Consider the following 18,163-nt stretch of genomic DNA (forward strand, 5'->3'; position numbering starts at 1 on the left):
ATGTCAGCGATAGTGCGCCTGCCTTATTCACCGCCTTAGAAATTAATCAGGTTATATAAAGATGGTAAATTTTCTTGATTTGAAAAGCATCAATGCCGCGATGCGCTCTGAATTGATTGAAGCATGTACTCGGGTTATTGATTCTGGTTGGTATATATCAGGCCGAGAAGTAGCGGCGTTCGAAGCTGAGTTTGCAGCGTACTGTGATGTAAAACATTGTATAGGTGTAGCGAATGGCTTGGACGCCCTGACATTAACCATACGAGCGTGGAAAGTACTGGGGCGATTAAAGGAGGGAGACGAAGTCATCGTACCGGCCAACACCTACATTGCAAGCATTCTGGCGATCACCGAGAACGGTTTGGTTCCGGTGTTGGTTGAGCCTGATAACGATACCTACAACTTGTCTCCAGCGAGATTAGAAGGCGCTCTGACCGATCGCACCAAGCTAATATTGCCCGTACACCTTTATGGGCAAATCTGCGATATGCCTGCGATTAATGAGTTTGCGCAAAAATATAGTCTGCTAGTGCTCGAGGACTCGGCTCAAGCACACGGTGCAAGCGTAAAGGGTAAAAAGACAGGTAGCTGGGGCAGCGCTTCAGCATTCAGTTTCTATCCGGGTAAAAACCTGGGGGCGTTGGGAGATGCCGGCGCCGTAACTACGGATGATGATGAACTTGCTGAAACTATTCGAGCCTTAGGTAATTATGGGTCGAAATCAAAATACAACAACATCTATAAAGGCGTGAACAGTCGTCTGGATGAGCTGCAGGCGGCGATGTTGCGAGTAAAGCTGAGACAGTTGGAAAAGGACATGAGCGCGCGTCGGAGTATTGCGGCTGCCTACATGGCGGGCATTAAAAACCAAGCGTTGAAGTTGCCACTTGATCAGTCTGTTGATGCTAACGGCTTCTCGGAACACGTTTGGCACCTGTTCGTTATTCGGTGTCAGCACCGAACTGCCTTTCAAGACCATTTGCGTGCGAATGGTGTGGAGACGCTGATTCATTATCCTATTCCTCCGCACAAACAGAAGGCTTATGCCGAGTGGGATGAGCTGAGTTTTGATATTACCGAGCGCATGCACGCCGAGGTTATTAGCCTTCCGATTGGGCCGACGATGAATATGGATGACGTTTCCATTGTTATCGAAGCCTGTAATAGTTTTAACGGCGCCGCGGTAGAATGACGTTTCTTAAAACCAGTTTGTTGAATGGTGTAGCAGTCGTCGTGCGCATGGTCACGCTGTTATGTATAAACAAAATCCTTGCGGTCTACGTCGGACCTGCGGGCTATGCCGCGCTCGGCCAGTTTCAAAACGCAGTACAGATGATTACTACGTTTGCAAGTGGCGCCATTAATGCTGGCGTCACTAAATACACTGCCGAGTATCATGAGGATGAAGAGCGGCAGCGAACGGTATGGCGCACAGCAGGCAGCATATCGGTGATTGGTGCGCTGGTGACGGGCGTGCTTGTTACCATTTTTAATGAAAAACTGTCTCTGCTTTTTTTAAATGATCGAGCGTTTGGCGGTGTATTTGTTTGGTTTTCAGCAACGTTAGTTTTGTTTATTCTGAATACTTTACTGCTGGCAGTGCTGAACGGTAAGAAAGAAATTCCCCGCTACGTCATATCAAATATTGCAGGGAGTCTCTTTGCACTAGTCGTTACCACCTATATGGCGATTATGTGGGGGCTCTACGGTGCATTAGTAGCATTGGCGGTTTATCAATCGTTAAGTTTTTTTGTCACATTGTTTCTTTGCTATTCAGCGCCGTGGTTCAAGATTCGGTATTTTTTTGGGCGAATTGACCCGGGTGTTGCTCGGAATTTGGCTAAATATACAGCGATGTCGCTCACCTCTGTGGCGTGTGTACCTGTTAGTCAGATTCTGGTGCGAAATCACTTGGGGCAAAGTTTCGGGTGGGAGGCAGCAGGTTATTGGGAGGCATTGACGAGGTTAAGCGGCGCTTACCTGATGCTTATTACCACAACTTTGAGTGTCTATTATTTACCCAGATTTTCCGAATTGAAAAAAGCGGAAGATATCAGGGCGGAAATTGCAAGTGGTTATAAAGTTATCTTGCCTCTGACCGCGGCGGGTGCGCTAATAATCTATTTTTTTCGCGAAATGATCGTAAAGTTGCTTTTTACACCTGAGTTCTTACCGATGACTGATCTGTTTGCCTGGCAAATGCTGGGCGACACCTTAAAGATCGGTAGCTGGATAATGGCTTATCTGATGCTTGGGAAAGCGATGTTCAAGCTTTTCATGGTAACGGAAATTCTTTTTTCTGCTTCTTTTGTAATCTTGTCCTGGCTGTTTACTAAAAGTTTTGGATTGCAGGGAGTGACCATCGCCTATGCAATAAATTATGCGGCATATTGGGTTGTGATGGGTGTTTGCATGTCGCACGCATTGAAAAAAGTTAATTAATCATTTGAAAATGAGCAGAGTATGATTACGCTTGTGATACCGTCGTATAATCATATTAATTATGTGTTTGGTTGTATTGAGGCCGCGCGAGGAGTTGATTTGCCTGGACGAAAAATCTTGGTTATTGACGATGGCTCTACAGACGGGTCTGCTGATGCGATCGGGGCTTTTATTTCAAACTTGTCTGACAATTCCGTCGAGTTTATTTCCAAGCCAAATAGCGGTCTTGTATCCTCACTGAACCTGGGTTTAAGTAAAGCGGATAGTGAGTTTATTTACCTGGTGGCCTCTGACGATATTCCAGAGGCGGCGGGGATTAAACAATGTGTCGAGAGGCTGCTAGCAAGCCCCGATGCAAAATTTTGTATCGGTGGTGGTTACGCTTTTTTTGATCGAGCTTCAGAAAAAAGAACGCCGGTATACGGGGCTGCTCAGGACGAATTTTTTAGCCTAAGTCCGGATGCCATGGGGCGCAGTATGTTTTTGAATTATCCTTCCCCCCTATTGTTGCAATCCACAGTTTTTAGGACTGATGCATTGCTGGCGATCAGTGGCTGGGACCCAAAACTGATGCTGGATGATTATCCTACATTTATAAAGTTGTTCACGCGCTTTCCTGTTCGTGATGTGGATTTTCTCTACGCGCCTGAGTTGAGTGTTGTTGGTTACCGGCAGCACGAATCAAACAGTTATAGAAATATCAAAAGACAGTACCTTATGGTGCGAGAGTTGATAGAGACACTTGCGCCGGCTCCTATTCAACGCAAAGCGATAGCGCGTGCCTTGGCTTCTTATGTGATATCCGCTCTCAAGAACGGTGACATAGCCACGACACTCAGCATGCTAAGGGCTTCGAAGTTCAGGGAGATAGTGGTAGCTGTGCCAGCGATAATAGGGGTGGTGGGCAGGAAAGTGGTGGGCAAGTCCAATTGAACTTAGAGCATGGTAATGAGCTCGCTTATACCTTGTTTTCTCTAGTAGTGGTTGAACGGTGGTTTAATTGAGAATATTTTTTAAGAAGGCTTTAGTATCACCGGTCTTCGTATTGCTGTTTATTACCCTGTTGATGTTTTGCGCCAACTTGCTGGCTCTAGAGCAGCCATGGGAATGGGGGCATAGTGTTTACTTGTTGGGTGTTCTGTCTTTTGTAATAGTTTATATGGTCGTCTATGTAGCGCTGGATTTGGCAGGCATACCTTATCTAAAAGCTGACGTGGTCTCGGCCTATCGTATTGTTATTCAGCTTTATTGGTTTTTTGCATTTTTAGGCTTGGTATTGTCCCTGTATAAAATTTATGTGTTCGGAATCCAAGGAAGCTACGGAAGTGTTTTGTTGGCGTTGAGGATCGCAAATACGTGGGAGCACCAGCCCTCGTATGGCGCTCAGCATTTTGCTTTGTTCGCGCTCGGTTTGGCGCTTTACTATGCACAAAAAAAACGAGCGTTTCCTTGCCTGGTGGCAGCACTTATCTATTTGACGTCTGCGTTCAGTATGGCGGAGAGGACAAGTATGATGTTTATATTTGTCGCTGTGGGTTACACCGCTATAAACGAGGGCTGGGTTAGGCTGAAGGGGCTGCTGCTTTCGCTAGCGATTCTGATTGCTTTGTTTATCATCGTGGCTGTCGGCACCGGAAAAACCGGCGGTGATAAAGGCTATGACTTTATTCTGCTGTACTTGGGGTATGCTGTGACGGCTTTTTCACAATGGACTGAGGGTAAAGATTATTTAGGCTGCGCTGACCTGGTATTTGGTAAGTTCATTGATTTGCTGTCGCTGGGCTTATACTCCTGTCCTCCTCTCGACCTAGGTCTTACGGATAAAGACTTCAACGTTCTGACCTACGCAGCCTCTCCTTATTTGTTTGGCGGGTTGCCAGCGGTCATAATATGTACAGCAATTCTCGGTGCATTTTTTGCTTTACTCAGGGTGTTTGCAGCAAAAAGAAAAGGCTATTACTTGGCCCTTCTCAGTTGCTTCATGTATGCACTGATCATGATGTTTTACGCGTGGCAGTTCTCATTGACCACTTATCTATATTTAATGCTCATACTGTTCCCTCTGTTTGCCGGGCGTTTCCTACATCCGAACAGGCGGCACATATCCCCGTGATTGATGAATGCTATCAGTGTCTTGTCAGGTCCGTTGGCTGCGCGATGGATACACTATCAAATTAGTTGAGTTGTTGAGAACGAAATGAAAATTTTATTACTTCCAAAGTATTCTCGTATGGGAGCCAGTACGCGCCTTCGATTGCTTCAGTTCCTGCCTTTTTTGGAAGCTGAAGGGTTGCAAGTGGACAGTGAGACACTGTTTGATGATAAGTACCTTGAGGACCTTTATCGGGGCGGCGGCAGATCGGTACTTTTAACATTGAAGCAATATCTTTTGCGTCTTTTGGTGCTGTTTAAAGCTGGGCGCTATGATGTGGTGTGGATCGAAAAGGAAATATTTCCGTTTTGTCCGGCCGTCGCTGAAAGGCTGTTAAAGTTGGTTGGTATTCCATATATCGTTGATTACGATGATGCGGTTTTTCACACGTATGATCTTTCTTCAAGTGCCGTAGTTCGAACTCTTTTGGGCTCCAAGATTGACACAGTAATGCGTAACGCCGAATGTGTCATTGCAGGCAACGCCTACCTCGCTGATCGTGCCATAAAAGCGGGTGCACCTCATGTTGAGGTGATACCGACGGTGGTCGAACATGCTCGCTACGGGAGAACCTTACCAGCACCTAATGAGAAATTGGTCATTGGCTGGATTGGCTCACCCTCAACTGAAAAGTATGTTGTCCAAATTCGAGATGCTCTCAGAGCCGCCTGTGAGACTTATGGCGCTCGCATTGTGTTGATGGGGGCTAGTGAGGGCGTTATCGACGAACTTCAAGGTATCGATGTCGAGGTGCATAAGTGGAGCGAAGACGCTGAAACCGGATTTGTTCAAGCACTTGATATCGGCATCATGCCGTTGATTGATGGGCGTTGGGAAAAGGGCAAGTGTGGGTATAAGCTCATTCAGTACATGGCATGCGGGGTGCCGGTTATTGCATCACCTGTGGGCGTGAATGTTGATATTGTCGAAGGCAACGAGTGTGGAATGTTAGCCGCAGACATGTCGGATTGGCATCGCTGCCTCGATACGCTATTGAGCGACCAGGATTTACGCTTGTTTTATGGCAGCAAAGGGTTGTTTGCGGTAGAGAACATCTTTTCGGTGCAAGTTCAGGCGCCGCGAATCAGGGACATACTCTTCGTCGCGGGCGGTCGGGCAGGTTAGTGTAATTATCTTTCAGGTAAAGTGCCGACTGTCTTGTCGTCTCAGTTTTAATTTTCAAGGCTTCAACCACGTTACCTTCGCGGCCTTAAATTCAGGATTTAATAAAATGTGTGGATTAAGCGGTCTTTTCGATCCGTCCAAGCGCCCTGAGCTCTACCAAGTCATCTCCAAAATGAACGATGCCATAGCGTATCGCGGGCCCGACGATTCGGGCATCTGGATTGATGACCTTGGACTTGCATTGGGCCACAGGCGACTGGCGATTGTTGACCTTACCAGTGCGGGCCACCAGCCGATGCATTCTTACGACCAGCGCTATGTCTTGGCGTTCAACGGTGAGATTTATAATCATCTGGAACTGCGTAATAAACTTAGGGCAGAAAGCTATGCGCTTCCGTGGGTGGGCCATTCCGATACCGAAGTTTTGTTGGCGTGCCTTGTTCATTGGGGCATCGAGAAGGCGCTGAAGTCGCTGGTCGGCATGTTCGCGTTTGCGCTTTGGGATAGGCAAGAGCAGGTACTGACGCTCGCGCGTGATCGGGTGGGCGAGAAACCTCTTTATTGGGGATGGCAGGATGATGTCTTACTATTTGGTTCTGAATTGAGTGCGGTGAAGGCGTATCCGGGATTCAAAGCCGACGTCGACCGTAATTCGCTCGCGCTGATGTTGCGCCACAATTGTATTCCTGCGCCTTACAGCATTTATAAGGGCATTTCCAAGCTCCGGCCTGGGCACTACGTTTCTTTAACGCTGGGTAATATTGCCGCTGCAAAGTGTTCTGAATCTCAGGCCTATTGGTCAGTCAATGATGCCGTTAGTGCTGGGCTGGAAAATCCTTTTACAGGATCGCCTAAAGACGCGACCGATGCGCTGGAGAACCAGCTGCGACTGAGTATCGGGCAACAGATGTTGGCCGACGTCCCACTCGGTGCGTTTTTGAGTGGTGGTGTTGACAGCAGCGCAGTCGTTGCGTTGATGCAGGCCCAAAGCAATCAGCCAGTTCGCACCTTCACCATAGGCTTTGACGAAAGTGGCTATGACGAAGCGGTACATGCGAAGGCTGTGGCGAAGCATTTGGGAACGCAGCATACGGAACTCTACGTGCGCCCCGAGGATGCCCTGGCGGTTATCCCAAAGCTCGCATCCATGTACTGCGAGCCATTTAGCGATAGTTCACAGATTCCAACGTTTCTGGTCAGTCACATGGCCAGGCAAGAGGTTACTGTCGCGCTTAGCGGTGATGGCGGTGATGAGCTATTCGGAGGCTATAACCGGTATCTCACTGCCCGGCAGGTCTGGCAGAAAATGCACCGCTTGCCAGGTTTTGCGCGTAGCGCGACTGCAAAAATGCTGCGTGCTTTATCGCCGAGTGCGTGGGACCAGTTGTTTCAGTTGAGTAAGCCTTTACTCCCCAAACGCTTGCACCTTGCGACGCCCGGTGATAAAGCTCATAAACTGGCGTCGGTGTTGGGTATTGCTAGTGGTGAGGACTTCTATCGTCAGCTGAACAGCCATTGGGAGGATCCTGCCAGTGTTGTAATCGGCGCGCACGAGCCGTCAACGCTATTCACCGACCAGGCGGCTTGGCCTGTGGCTGATAGCTTTGAGCACTGGATGATGGCTATGGATACGCAGACTTATATGACCGACGATATTTTGGTCAAAGTAGATCGCGCTTCAATGGCTGTCAGTCTGGAGTCGCGTGTGCCAATGCTTGATCATCGCGTTATTGAGCTAGCTTGGCGCATGCCCCTGGACCTTAAAATTCGGAATAATCAGGGCAAATGGTTACTGCGTGAAGTGCTATATCGGTATGTTCCTAAAGAGCTCATCGAGCGTCCCAAGCAGGGCTTCGGTATTCCGCTGGACACTTGGCTCAGAGGGCCTTTGAGAGAATGGGCAGAGAACCTTCTCGATGAAGGGCGCCTGCGTCGAGAGGGGTACTTTCATCCTGAACCCATCCGGAAAAAGTGGGCGGAACACTTGAGCGGACGCAGAAATTGGCAGCATCACCTGTGGGATATTCTTATGTTTCAAGCTTGGTTGGCAGAGCAATAAAAAATGAATTTTCTATTAATCGCCAGCTATCCAGATTCGCTGATCAACTTTCGCGGGCCTTTACTGGACGCGTTGCTTGCTAAAGGCTTGACGGTGCATGTCGCCGCGCCGGATCTCCCTTCGGATAGTCCTGTGAGGGGACGTCTGGAAGAGAAAGGCGTGATCGTGCACGACATTCCGCTGCGCAGAGTCGGCATGAATCCCTTAGCCGACTTATTCACCCTCATGTCGCTTTGCAAGCTCATGGCGCACGTGAAACCCGACGCGGTCTTGGCCTATACGGTGAAGCCGGTTATTTATGGTTTGCTCGCTGCTCGATTGATGAGGATTCGCCGGCGTTTTGCTCTGATCACCGGTCTGGGTTATGCATTTCAGGGATCGAATGATGGGAAGGGCGAGCGCCGTGGTTTGCTTCGCGCCCTGGTGCAGCGCTTGTACGCATTGTCCTTGCGATCTGCGACCCGGGTTTTCTTTCAGAACCCGGATGACCAGGCGTTGTTTCAGCAACTCAATTTGATCGGGGCTGACACGCCCTCTACCGTAGTGAACGGTTCAGGGGTTGATTTGGACGACTTTAATGTTGTCCCGCTACCTGAGAAAATCAGCTTTCTTTTGATTGCCCGACTCCTCGGCGACAAAGGCGTGCGCGAGTTTGTCGGTGCAGCCAGGGCCGTAAGGGCCGAGTATGAGCATGTCGCGTTCAAGGTCGTAGGGTGGATCGACGAAAATCCTGATGCGATTCTGCAAGAAGAACTGGATGCTTGGGTCGGTGATGGTACATTGGCGTTCTTGGGTCGCTTGAAAGACGTCAGACCGGCGATAGCGGACTCATCTGTTTATGTCTTGCCATCTTATCGAGAGGGAACGCCTCGCACGGTTCTTGAGGCCATGGCAATGGGCAGACCTGTTATCACTACGGATGCTCCAGGTTGTCGCGAGACGGTGGTTGATGGGGAAAATGGGCTTTTGATATCGGTCAAGGATGTAGAGGGACTAACCGCTGCGATGTTGACGTTCGTCCACTCGCCGGACCTTATCTCGAGTATGGGCAAAAAATCCCGGGCGTTGGCCGAGCTTAAGTATGACGTTGATAAAGTCAACGCGGCCATGTTGCAGGGTATGGGTATATAACGGTGTTTGCTGAAATCGCTTTGAAGCCTGATAATAATTTGTGTTGAGTTAAAAATGCTTAAACGTTCATTTGATATTTTTGCTTCCTTGTGTGGGCTCATCCTATTAGGCCCCGTCATGATCGTGGTCGCAGGGTTGGTCAAGCGTAAACTCGGCTCACCTGTGTTATTCAGCCAAATTAGGCCAGGCTTGAATACCAAACCTTTCAAAATGATGAAGTTCCGTACCATGCTTGACGCTATCGATCAGCAAGGCAATCCCTTGCCTGACGCGCAACGGATGACTCCCTTCGGTAGCTTCTTACGCTCCAGTAGCTTGGATGAGTTACCAGGCTTGATTAATGTTTTGAAAGGTGACATGAGCTTGGTCGGACCTCGACCTCTACTGATGGAGTATTTGCCGCTCTACAGCGCCGAACAGTACCGCCGTCATTGCGTGAGGCCGGGGGTAACGGGCTGGGCTCAAGTCAACGGTAGAAACTCGGTAAGCTGGGAAGAGAAATTCAAGCTGGACGTCTGGTATGTCGACAATAAGTCGTTATGGCTTGATCTTAAAATTATTATACTGACTATCAGGAAAGTTATCGTCAGGGAAGGGATCAGTGCTGATGGCGAAGCGACCATGAGTAAGTTTACCGGGTCCAAATAAATAAGCGGGGGAGCTTGGTTGGAAGGGATGTTCTGACCAGGTGTTTGAGTTTATTAACTTAATCTTGATAAAAATTTAAGGTGTTATTCATGTTGGGAACATCATTTTCCCCCTGGCCCTCGTTCACCGAAGAAGAGGCCAATGCCGTTCGTGATGTCATTTTATCGAACAAGGTCAACTATTGGACTGGGCAGGAAGCACGCCAGTTTGAGAGTGAGTTCGCCACCTGGTCTGGCACCGATTACGCGATTGCACTTGCCAACGGCACAGTTGCGCTGGACCTGGCCCTCATCGCGTTAGGCATTGGTGAAGGTGATGAGGTTATCGTAACGTCGCGAACGTTTTTGGCGTCGGCTTCCAGCATTGTTAATGCAGGTGCCACGCCGATTTTTGCTGACGTAGATCGTGACTCGCAAAACTTTACAGCGCATTCCATTGAAGCGGTGTTAACGCCTCGTACCCGTGCCGTTATTTGTGTGCATCTCGCCGGCTGGCCGTGCGATATGGATCCAATCATGGAGCTTGCTGCCCAGCATGATTTGATGGTCATCGAGGATTGCGCACAGGCGCATGGTGCTTACTACAAAGGCCGTCCGGTCGGTTCTATCGGACACATCGGTGCCTGGTCATTCTGTCAGGATAAAATCATGACCACGGGTGGCGAGGGCGGGATGGTGACCACTAATGACCGTGCGCTCTGGGCTGACATGTGGGCCTATAAGGATCATGGCAAGAGTTGGGAGGCTGTCTATGAGCGTCAACACGCCCCCGGTTTTCGTTGGCTGCACGAAAGTTTCGGTACCAACTGGCGGATGTTGGAGGTCCAGGCTGTCATCGGCAGAATTCAGTTGCGTAGAATGAAAGCATGGCAAGCACAGCGCGAGCAGAACGCCACGCGTATATGGGACGCTGCCCGTGAGCTTCCGGCTTTGAGGGTTCCGCTGTTTCCTGAGGAAAGTGTTCACGCTGCTTATAAATGCTACGTGTTTGTACGCCCGGAGCAGTTGAAAGATGGTTGGTCTCGGGATCGCATATTGAGCGAAATTGCTGCCCGTGGAGTGCCTGCTTTTTCAGGCTCCTGTTCCGAGGTTTACCTGGAAAAGGCATTCGATAATACTGGGTGGCGGCCTGCCCAGCGTTTGGCAGGTGCAAAGGAATTGGGTGAGACGAGTATGATGTTCCTAGTACACCCTACTTTGACTCGTGCCGAAATGGACCTCACGTGCCAAGTAATAATCGATGTCGTCATGGAGGCTTCGCTCGGATAGCTTTTATGGGTGTTGCACCGTGTGTTTATGAATGAAGGGTTTGGTTGGTACCGGAGAGGTGTTCAAGGTATATATGGATAGCATACGAACGTATTTGTTGAGTCTTCCACGTCGGCAGAAACGCATTCTGCAGGTGGCTACAGATGTTATTCTGGTCTGGGCCGCGCTGTGGTTGGCGTTTGTCGTTCGGCTGGGAATGGATGAGATGACCAATCCGGTCAAGCTTCATCTGTGGTTGTTCATATGTGCTCCCGTCATTGCTATTCCGTTGTTCATTCGCTTTGGAATGTATCGGGCGGTAATGCGCTACTTCGGCAATGATGCCCTTATCGCCATCGTCAAGGCCGTCAGCCTTTCATCATTGATTCTGGGTTTTGTTGTTTATTGGTACAGCAACCATCAGAGCGTGGTGCCGCGTTCAATTATCTTCAACTATTGGTGGCTCAGTCTGATCATGGTGGGCGGTTTGCGCCTGGCAATGCGTCAGTATTTCCTGGGCGACTGGTTTGCTGCGGCCCAGCACGTGCCGTTTACGAACCGTGAAGATGGCCTGCCACGCGTAGCCATATACGGCGCAGGTGCTGCGGGTAACCAGTTGGTAGCGGCGTTGCGCATGGGGCGTGTCATGCGGCCTGTCGCATTTATTGACGACGACAGCAGTATTTCTGATCGGGTAATCTCCGGCCTGCAGGTCTATAAGCCTAAACATATTCAGCGGATGATTGATGCCACCGGCGCGCAGGAAATTCTCTTGGCGATTCCTTCGTCAAATCGAGCGCGTCGCCGGGAAATTTTAGGGTTTCTCGAGTGTTTTCCGCTGCACGTGCGAAGTGTGCCAGGGTTTATGGACTTGGCCAGTGGGCGAGTTAAAGTTGATGATATCCAGGAAGTAGACATCGCCGACTTGCTTGGGCGCGATGCTGTGCCTGCGCAGGATGAGTTGCTGGAGCGCTGCATCAAAGATCAGTGTGTACTGGTGACCGGGGCGGGTGGGTCCATCGGTTCGGAACTATGCCGTCAGATTTTAGCGCTTCGCCCCACCACGTTGTTACTGTTTGAGCACAGTGAGTTCAACCTCTACAGTATCTTGTCCGAGCTTGAGCAGCGTATTGCCCGTGAATCCCTTGCTGTGCGCCTGTTGCCGATATTGGGCTCTGTTCGTAATCAGGATAAGTTGCTGGATATCATGAAAGCCTGGCATGTCTACACGGTTTATCATGCTGCAGCTTATAAACATGTACCGATGGTCGAACACAACATTGCCGAAGGGGTGATGAATAATGTGATCGGTACATTGAATACCGCCCAGGCAGCGCTGCAGGCGGGTGTCTCAAACTTCGTATTGATCTCCACTGACAAGGCTGTTCGCCCGACCAATGTGATGGGCAGCACCAAGCGATTGGCCGAGTTGACATTACAAGCCCTTAGCCGTGAACTGGCGCCGACCTTGTTTGGTGATAAGGCAAATATCCTGCGGGTTAATAAAACGCGCTTCACCATGGTTCGTTTTGGCAATGTCCTTGGGTCTTCCGGCTCCGTGATTCCACTCTTTCACAAGCAAATTAAATCGGGCGGCCCCCTCACCGTTACTCATCCGAAAATCACCCGTTACTTCATGACTATTCCTGAAGCCGCCCAGTTGGTCATCCAAGCTGGGTCGATGGGGCAGGGCGGGGATGTGTTTGTGTTGGACATGGGTGAGCCGGTTAGAATCGTCGAGCTGGCCGAGAAGATGATTCATTTATCCGGGTTGAGTTTGCGCACTGAAAAGAATCCCCATGGCGATATCGCGATTGAGTACACCGGTCTGCGGCCAGGAGAAAAACTGTACGAGGAGCTGCTGATAGGCAATAACGTCGTGGCCACACAGCACCCGATGATCATGAGCGCCAATGAAGATCACATTGCGTGGGATGTTCTTAAGGTCAAGCTGACAGAGCTGATTTCGGCGGTAGATCAGGATGACTACGCTCGTGTTCGGCAGTTGCTGCGAGACACCGTCAATGGTTATACACCTGATGGTGAAATTGTTGACTGGATTTATCAGCAGCGCCGCCTGGAGCCTTGATGTTATAGAGTATCACTACATAACCCAAGGATAGAAAAAACCGGACTATTACGATAGTCCGGTTTTTTTTAGTAATCGTAAAACCCAGAGTGGGTCTTTCTCCCCAGTTTGTTTGCCCTGACCATCTTCCTCAATAAAGGATGGGCCCTATACTTTGGATCGCCTGTCTCGTTGTGCAGGGTCTCCATAATCGAAAGGTTGACGTCATTTCCGATCAGGTCTGCCAAGGCAAGAGGTCCAATAGGGTGATTCGCGCCAAGTTTCATGGCCTTGTCGATCTCTTCGGCGCTGGCGACACCCTCTGCGAGAATTCCGATGGCTTCATTGATCATCGGGATCAACATTCTGTTGACGATGAATCCTGGAGCTTCGTTAACCAGCACCGGCTCTTTCCCCAAGCTTTTAGCGAAATTGAACGCCCAGGTTTCGGTTTCTTTAGAGGTAGAGAGTCCGACGATAACTTCAACAAGCTTCATGACCGGAGCAGGGTTGAAGAAATGCAGGCCTATGACATTTTCTGGGTTTTTAGTAAGGCTAGCTAACTCAGTAATCGATAGCGATGAGGTATTTGAAGCTATTAGCGATGTTGTGTCCGCATACAGTGCGATGTCACGGAATATACCGTGTTTGATCGACATGTCCTCGGAAACAGCCTCAATAATTAAGTCGCAATTTTTGAGTGCTTCATAGTGGTGAGCTGTCCGAATTTTCTGAGAAAACTTCAAAACATCTTCTGCCGCTAATCTTTTTTTATTAACCATACGCTCCCAGAGAGCGTTCAGGTTTTCAAATGCTTCTTCACTGCCTGATTGAGAACGGCCAATCCAGACGATAGAGGCAGTTGCATCGGATTGCGCCAGTACTTGGACGATCCCCTTTCCCATCGTTCCTGAGCCGATAACGGCAACCTTGACTTCTTTCATATCAACTATATTCCTTAACGCTTAGGCAGACCGCAATGGTTTTGCAGGATTTCCAAATACGGTGGTGTACGGGGCGACACTTTTTGTCACGACCGAACCCATGCCGACAATAGCACCTTCACCGATTACGATCGGCCTTTCCGGTGTGCCCTGTCGAATCATCGCGCCAGTGCCGATATAAGCATGATTTTCTATCACAACGCTTCCATTGCACTGCACATTGGGGGCAAACGTCACGTAGTCGCCGATCACACAGTCATGCGCAATGTACGAGTAGAGGTTAGCGTGAAAGAATTTACCAATGGTCGCATTGGAAGTGATAGTAGTAAAAGGGCAAAAAACAGCACCCTCACCGATACTGTTATGACTCAGATTAATTGTGTTCGACGCTGATATCGAAAACGGCTTTACACCCAGTTCTATGAGCCGCTCGGCGATGGATTGTCTGGTTTTGCTGTTGGCGATTGTAATGTTGAAAAATTTATCGCCGTCCATTTTCAGAAAGGTGTCGGTATCAACCACGGCATAACCGTTAATAGCCTTGTCTTGAGAATGGTCATCCACGAATAAAATTTTGAAATCATCGCAGGCGGTGATTTCAGTCATTTGAGTGACTAGGGGGGCGACCTCTCTACCAAACCCGCCGGCCCCTACGATTGCATAAATTTTCATCTTCAGCTGGTCCTTAAGCTTAATCAGGGTTGACGTTGGCTCACGCGATTCTACAGGTGAATACTGCCAGTGTCAGGATCAGAGTTTTACAGTTTGGCTGAGGGCGCTCGGGCTGGTTTCCCAGCCGCTTGTGGTGCCACTTTTTAGGTGGTGGCTTAATGATGGCGAGATACGCCCTGGCCGTTATTCTGGTGGGTGATTTTCAGGAGAACGTGCGTTCGGGAGGCCAGAGATTCAGTCAGAGGCGCACGCCCTATCAGTAGGTTTACTGCTCAGAAAACTCTTTAATCCACTCGGCCACGACGTCTTCTGGATAGCCGCGATGGAAGTGCCTGCGCCAAGGGTATGCGCTGTTCCCTGAGCCATCTTTCAGCTTAATTTTGCTAGTGCTGCAAATCAGCTTCGCAGGGGACCCGGCGACTACCGTATCTTGCGTGACATCTCGGCTCACCGAGCTGTGCGCACCGACTAATGCCCCTCTTTTGACCGTGACGCCAGGCAGGATGACTGACATTGTTGCTATGACCGAAAACTCTTCGATCTTAACGCCAGACATTATTTCGCTCGGCGGGTGAGGGTCGTTGGTTAACACAACATAGGGGAAGATCCATACGTAGTTTTCGATCGTTGAATGCTGTCCGATGTGAACATTGCTATGGCATTTTACGTAGTCGCCAATTTCACAATGACCTTGTATATCGCCAAGTGTCCCTATCTGGAAGCCCGCCCCGGCAGTGGTCAGTTCTCTGATTGTAACTCTGTGGCCTGTCGTGAGGTTGTCACCAAACGAAGACCCTTCGTAAAACACACAGTGAGAACGAATGATGGAAGCCTTTCCAATCATCAATGGACGTCCATTTGCCAGTTTCGTTGGCAAACCGATTTCGCAGTAGGCACCAATCTCTGTGTCGTCGCCAATGGTGACGTTTTTATGCACGATACTGTAGGGGCCGATTTTTACATTGCTGCCAATTTTTGCATCGGGATCAATAATTGCGGTTGCATGTATCATAAAGTTTTCCGCTGGCAGATAAGGTGGCAAGAGCGTCTTTATCGCAGGAGTACGAGTGCGGCTAAGCTGACGTCTGACGGAAAAACATAGTATCTAAATAGTCGGGCGAGATGAAGCGCTGGCGCCGTAATCCGTGAGGGGGTATTGAATCGTTTGTGCTGATTGCGTACAGGATGAGCGGCCGCTTGAGTGCTAACTGCCTGGTCTCCTGCTTTTTTTGCTTGCGTGACATTTTCGCAGCCGTTGGGCGGGCGATGGGAGTGAGGGCGTTTCATCATGTGCGGTCGGGTGTCGATGGCTCGTCGCGTCGAGTGCGAAAGGGACGTTACAGGTGTATATCTGGGCCGATTCGGATGAGCGCCCAGAGATTGCAGAACGGACGGTAATATTCATTGAGTCATCCTTTGTCGGTACGTAATATAGGCCTATTCTTGGAGTCCAGCTTGGACCATTTGCAATGGTTGAGTATGGAATTGAGAATATTAGTTGGATTTTGATAAAAAGACCAAAATTAAGATGACGCCCCCCCCTATGAAAGAGCGGTCCTTACATCAACACAATCGGCACATTGATTATCGTCCGGATATTGATGGGCTCCGCGCTCTTGCGGTACTGGCCGTTGTTATATTTCATGCGTTCCCTGTTGCGCTGAAAGGCGGCTTCATAGGCGTGGATATTTTTTTTGTTATTTCGGGTTACCTGATTTCCAGTATCATCTTTAAAAGCCTGGATAAGGGATGTTTTAGCTTTGTTGAGTTTTATGTTCGTCGAATCAGACGGATTTTTCCGGCGCTGATCATCATGATGCTTGCCTGCTTTATCGCCGGTTGGTTCTTGTTGATGGCTGTGGAGTTTAAGTTTATCGGAAAACACATCGCGGCGGGTATTGCGTTCATTCAAAATATTATCCTGTTCCAGGAGTCAGGGTATTTTGACACGGCTTCCGAGTTAAAACCGCTGTTACATTTGTGGTCGCTCGGTATAGAAGAACAGTTTTACTTGTTTTTTCCTATGCTGGCCTTGTGCGTGTGGAAGGTCAGACGCGTCGCGCTTTACGTATTGATTGTCTGCGTATTACTGTCTTTTGGTCTTAATGTCAGCGATGTCAAAAGCGAACCCTCAGCGGCGTTCTATTTACCGTTCGGGCGGGCATGGGAACTGCTGATCGGTACGTTGCTCGCTTATGAAAGCTTATATAACCGAGTCACACTGACGAGGGCCTTGGCGTCATGTGGGTTCAGAAGCCATTTGGCTGAGCGTCTCGCAGTATGGGTTCGTAGTGCAACGGCGGTTTCTGGTTTTTTACTGCTGATCGGCGCGCTTTGCACTATTCATAAAGGTCTGCCTTTTCCGGGTGCAAGCGCTGTTGCGCCGGTTTTGGGGGCAGCACTCATTATCCTCGCAGGCCCGCACGCGTGGTTGAATCGCAGCCTGTTCTCGCTTCGACCGATGGTCTGGTTGGGATTGATCAGTTATCCCCTTTACCTGTGGCATTGGCCGATTCTTACTTTTCTGAAAATCATTAATGTGGATGCACCCGCGGCTGGATGGGTTCTGGCAGCGGTTTTGTTAAGTATTCTTCTTGCGGTCGCGACCTTTCTATTCATAGAAAAGCCATTTCGATCAGGGCCGCCCTTAAGAAAAAGCAGCGCAATTCTGTTACTGCTCGGCATAGCCATGGGCGCGGCGGGGTTTACTGTTTTTGTAAAAAATGGCCTGCCTGAGCGAATGCCTGAACGCGAAGCCTTTGCGCAGTACTTTGAGAATTCGTGGCCTGAGCAGGCTTACGTGGTCAAGCATGGCCTTGCAAAGACATACCGCCTGGAGTGCGATTTCTTCAACTTCGATAGCTATCGGGCAGGTCATCCCACCAACGATCCTGTAGAGCGTATCGCGGACGCGTGTTATACACCACAGACTGATACGTCCGTCATGATTTGGGGCGACTCTCACGCTCAACAACTTTATCATGGGCTTCGTGAAGAACTTCCAAGTGACATTTCGATCTTGCAAGTTGCGACGTCCGGCTGCATGGCTTACTTGCCAAATCCTGATTATCCCAGGGCGAAAAATTGTGAAAAGTCCAATGCGCTTGCCTTAAACGTTATAAAGGAAAAAATGCCTGCGGTCGTGATCATCGCTCAGTTCGCTGGGCTGGATCAGTCAAATGACTTAAAAGCGTTGGCAAGACAGCTAAAGAGCTATGGTGTTACCAATTTAATTGTCGTGGGGCCTGTACCTCGCTACGAGCGACCGCTTTACCAACTCATCGTTCGTCAGTATTGGCCGGAACCCCCACGCAGAATCAATGCTCATTTTGCGCCGGAGGTTCGAGAAGCTGATGAGTCTCTTAAACAGCTTTATGGTAACGGACAGAGTGGGTTTGATTACCTTTCTGCTCGTGACGTATTCTGTGACAATACAGGATGCTTGACCTATTTAGGCGCAGATCCTAAGCAGGGTTTAGTGACGTTTGACTACGGTCACTTAACCTCTATCGCTTCAGTGTTTTTATCCAGGAGTGCGCTCGCGCCCTTGGTGATGAGCAAGTTACACCGGGCGTTTAATAGTCAAAAATTTGATCCTTTAAAGATGGGCTATGAGTGACAGAGTGTATTTGCTGAATAAAGGTAATTACACTCTGTAACTCAGTCATTTTTGAC

14 protein-coding genes are annotated in these 18,163 nt (G+C 49.3%); 11 read left to right on the forward strand and 3 right to left on the reverse strand.

Annotated elements, in window-relative coordinates:
• The first annotated feature begins 61 nt into the window (after nucleotides 1-61).
• The 10 genes from K0H47_RS10005 (at nucleotide 62) to K0H47_RS10050 (ending at nucleotide 12,893) form a co-directional block, all read left to right on the forward strand.
• Entirely contained in the window at nucleotides 62-1,192 is a 1,131-nt protein-coding gene (locus tag K0H47_RS10005; RefSeq protein WP_177026790.1) for a DegT/DnrJ/EryC1/StrS aminotransferase family protein, read from the forward strand.
• The gene (locus K0H47_RS10010) at nucleotides 1,189-2,442 is read left to right on the forward strand and encodes an O-antigen translocase (protein ID WP_177026789.1); all 1,254 of its coding nucleotides are present in this window, start codon (nucleotides 1,189-1,191) and stop codon (nucleotides 2,440-2,442) included. The genes K0H47_RS10005 and K0H47_RS10010 overlap by 4 nt, the downstream gene beginning before the upstream one ends.
• Nucleotides 2,443-2,463: 21 nt before the next feature.
• Nucleotides 2,464-3,375, forward strand: a complete 912-nt coding sequence (locus K0H47_RS10015) for a glycosyltransferase family A protein (protein WP_177026788.1) — start codon at nucleotides 2,464-2,466, stop codon at nucleotides 3,373-3,375.
• A gap of 67 nt (nucleotides 3,376-3,442) precedes the next feature.
• Nucleotides 3,443-4,555 carry an oligosaccharide repeat unit polymerase gene (locus K0H47_RS10020; RefSeq protein WP_256352440.1) on the forward strand — a complete coding sequence of 371 codons (1,113 nt, stop codon included), beginning with the start codon at nucleotides 3,443-3,445 and terminating at the stop codon, nucleotides 4,553-4,555.
• 84 nt (nucleotides 4,556-4,639) lie between these two features.
• On the forward strand, nucleotides 4,640-5,719 hold the full coding sequence (locus K0H47_RS10025) for a glycosyltransferase family 4 protein (protein ID WP_219272483.1): 1,080 nt from the start codon (nucleotides 4,640-4,642) through the stop codon (nucleotides 5,717-5,719).
• 106 nt (nucleotides 5,720-5,825) lie between these two features.
• Complete coding sequence (gene asnB / locus K0H47_RS10030; RefSeq protein WP_177026785.1) at nucleotides 5,826-7,778, forward strand: asparagine synthase (glutamine-hydrolyzing); 1,953 nt, start codon at nucleotides 5,826-5,828, stop codon at nucleotides 7,776-7,778.
• A gap of 3 nt (nucleotides 7,779-7,781) precedes the next feature.
• On the forward strand, nucleotides 7,782-8,909 hold the full coding sequence (locus K0H47_RS10035) for a glycosyltransferase family 4 protein (RefSeq protein WP_177026784.1): 1,128 nt from the start codon (nucleotides 7,782-7,784) through the stop codon (nucleotides 8,907-8,909).
• A 54-nt stretch (nucleotides 8,910-8,963) separates the two neighbouring features.
• Nucleotides 8,964-9,557: a sugar transferase gene (locus K0H47_RS10040; protein ID WP_177026783.1), complete on the forward strand. Its 594-nt coding sequence runs from the start codon at nucleotides 8,964-8,966 to the stop codon at nucleotides 9,555-9,557.
• 89 nt (nucleotides 9,558-9,646) lie between these two features.
• Nucleotides 9,647-10,825, forward strand: coding sequence for a DegT/DnrJ/EryC1/StrS aminotransferase family protein (locus K0H47_RS10045; RefSeq protein WP_177026782.1), 1,179 nt, complete (start codon nucleotides 9,647-9,649; stop codon nucleotides 10,823-10,825).
• Between the two features lie 73 nt (nucleotides 10,826-10,898).
• Nucleotides 10,899-12,893 carry a nucleoside-diphosphate sugar epimerase/dehydratase gene (locus K0H47_RS10050; RefSeq protein WP_177026897.1) on the forward strand — a complete coding sequence of 665 codons (1,995 nt, stop codon included), beginning with the start codon at nucleotides 10,899-10,901 and terminating at the stop codon, nucleotides 12,891-12,893.
• A gap of 68 nt (nucleotides 12,894-12,961) precedes the next feature.
• Here K0H47_RS10050 and K0H47_RS10055 read toward each other — a convergent pair whose 3' ends face one another.
• The 3 genes from K0H47_RS10055 to K0H47_RS10065 form a co-directional block, all read right to left on the reverse strand.
• Nucleotides 12,962-13,816, reverse strand: a complete 855-nt coding sequence (locus K0H47_RS10055; RefSeq protein ID WP_177026781.1) for a 3-hydroxyacyl-CoA dehydrogenase family protein — start codon at nucleotides 13,814-13,816, stop codon at nucleotides 12,962-12,964.
• A 21-nt stretch (nucleotides 13,817-13,837) separates the two neighbouring features.
• The gene (locus K0H47_RS10060) at nucleotides 13,838-14,488 is read right to left on the reverse strand and encodes an acetyltransferase (RefSeq protein WP_177026780.1); all 651 of its coding nucleotides are present in this window, start codon (nucleotides 14,486-14,488) and stop codon (nucleotides 13,838-13,840) included.
• 265 nt (nucleotides 14,489-14,753) lie between these two features.
• Complete coding sequence (locus K0H47_RS10065; protein WP_219272485.1) at nucleotides 14,754-15,500, reverse strand: N-acetyltransferase; 747 nt, start codon at nucleotides 15,498-15,500, stop codon at nucleotides 14,754-14,756.
• 486 nt (nucleotides 15,501-15,986) lie between these two features.
• Here K0H47_RS10065 and K0H47_RS10070 point away from each other — a divergent pair, with 486 nt between their 5' ends.
• Nucleotides 15,987-18,107, forward strand: a complete 2,121-nt coding sequence (locus K0H47_RS10070) for an acyltransferase family protein (protein ID WP_177026778.1) — start codon at nucleotides 15,987-15,989, stop codon at nucleotides 18,105-18,107.
• Nucleotides 18,108-18,163 lie beyond the last annotated feature (56 nt).

It is taken from the genome of Pseudomonas sp. Xaverov 83 (genome assembly GCF_019352905.1).
Taxonomy (GTDB): Bacteria; Pseudomonadota; Gammaproteobacteria; order Pseudomonadales; family Pseudomonadaceae; genus Aquipseudomonas; species Aquipseudomonas yamanorum.

Coding starts and splice junctions, on each gene's coding strand:
- K0H47_RS10005 (WP_177026790.1), top strand. CDS start 62: ATGGTAAATTTTCTTGATTTGAAAAGCATCAATGCCGCGATGCGCTCT.
- K0H47_RS10010 (WP_177026789.1), top strand. CDS start 1,189: ATGACGTTTCTTAAAACCAGTTTGTTGAATGGTGTAGCAGTCGTCGTG.
- K0H47_RS10015 (WP_177026788.1), top strand. CDS start 2,464: ATGATTACGCTTGTGATACCGTCGTATAATCATATTAATTATGTGTTT.
- K0H47_RS10025 (WP_219272483.1), top strand. CDS start 4,640: ATGAAAATTTTATTACTTCCAAAGTATTCTCGTATGGGAGCCAGTACG.
- asnB (WP_177026785.1), top strand. CDS start 5,826: ATGTGTGGATTAAGCGGTCTTTTCGATCCGTCCAAGCGCCCTGAGCTC.
- K0H47_RS10035 (WP_177026784.1), top strand. CDS start 7,782: ATGAATTTTCTATTAATCGCCAGCTATCCAGATTCGCTGATCAACTTT.
- K0H47_RS10040 (WP_177026783.1), top strand. CDS start 8,964: ATGCTTAAACGTTCATTTGATATTTTTGCTTCCTTGTGTGGGCTCATC.
- K0H47_RS10045 (WP_177026782.1), top strand. CDS start 9,647: ATGTTGGGAACATCATTTTCCCCCTGGCCCTCGTTCACCGAAGAAGAG.
- K0H47_RS10050 (WP_177026897.1), top strand. CDS start 10,899: ATGGATAGCATACGAACGTATTTGTTGAGTCTTCCACGTCGGCAGAAA.
- K0H47_RS10055 (WP_177026781.1), bottom strand. CDS start 13,816: ATGAAAGAAGTCAAGGTTGCCGTTATCGGCTCAGGAACGATGGGAAAG.
- K0H47_RS10060 (WP_177026780.1), bottom strand. CDS start 14,488: ATGAAAATTTATGCAATCGTAGGGGCCGGCGGGTTTGGTAGAGAGGTC.
- K0H47_RS10065 (WP_219272485.1), bottom strand. CDS start 15,500: ATGATACATGCAACCGCAATTATTGATCCCGATGCAAAAATTGGCAGC.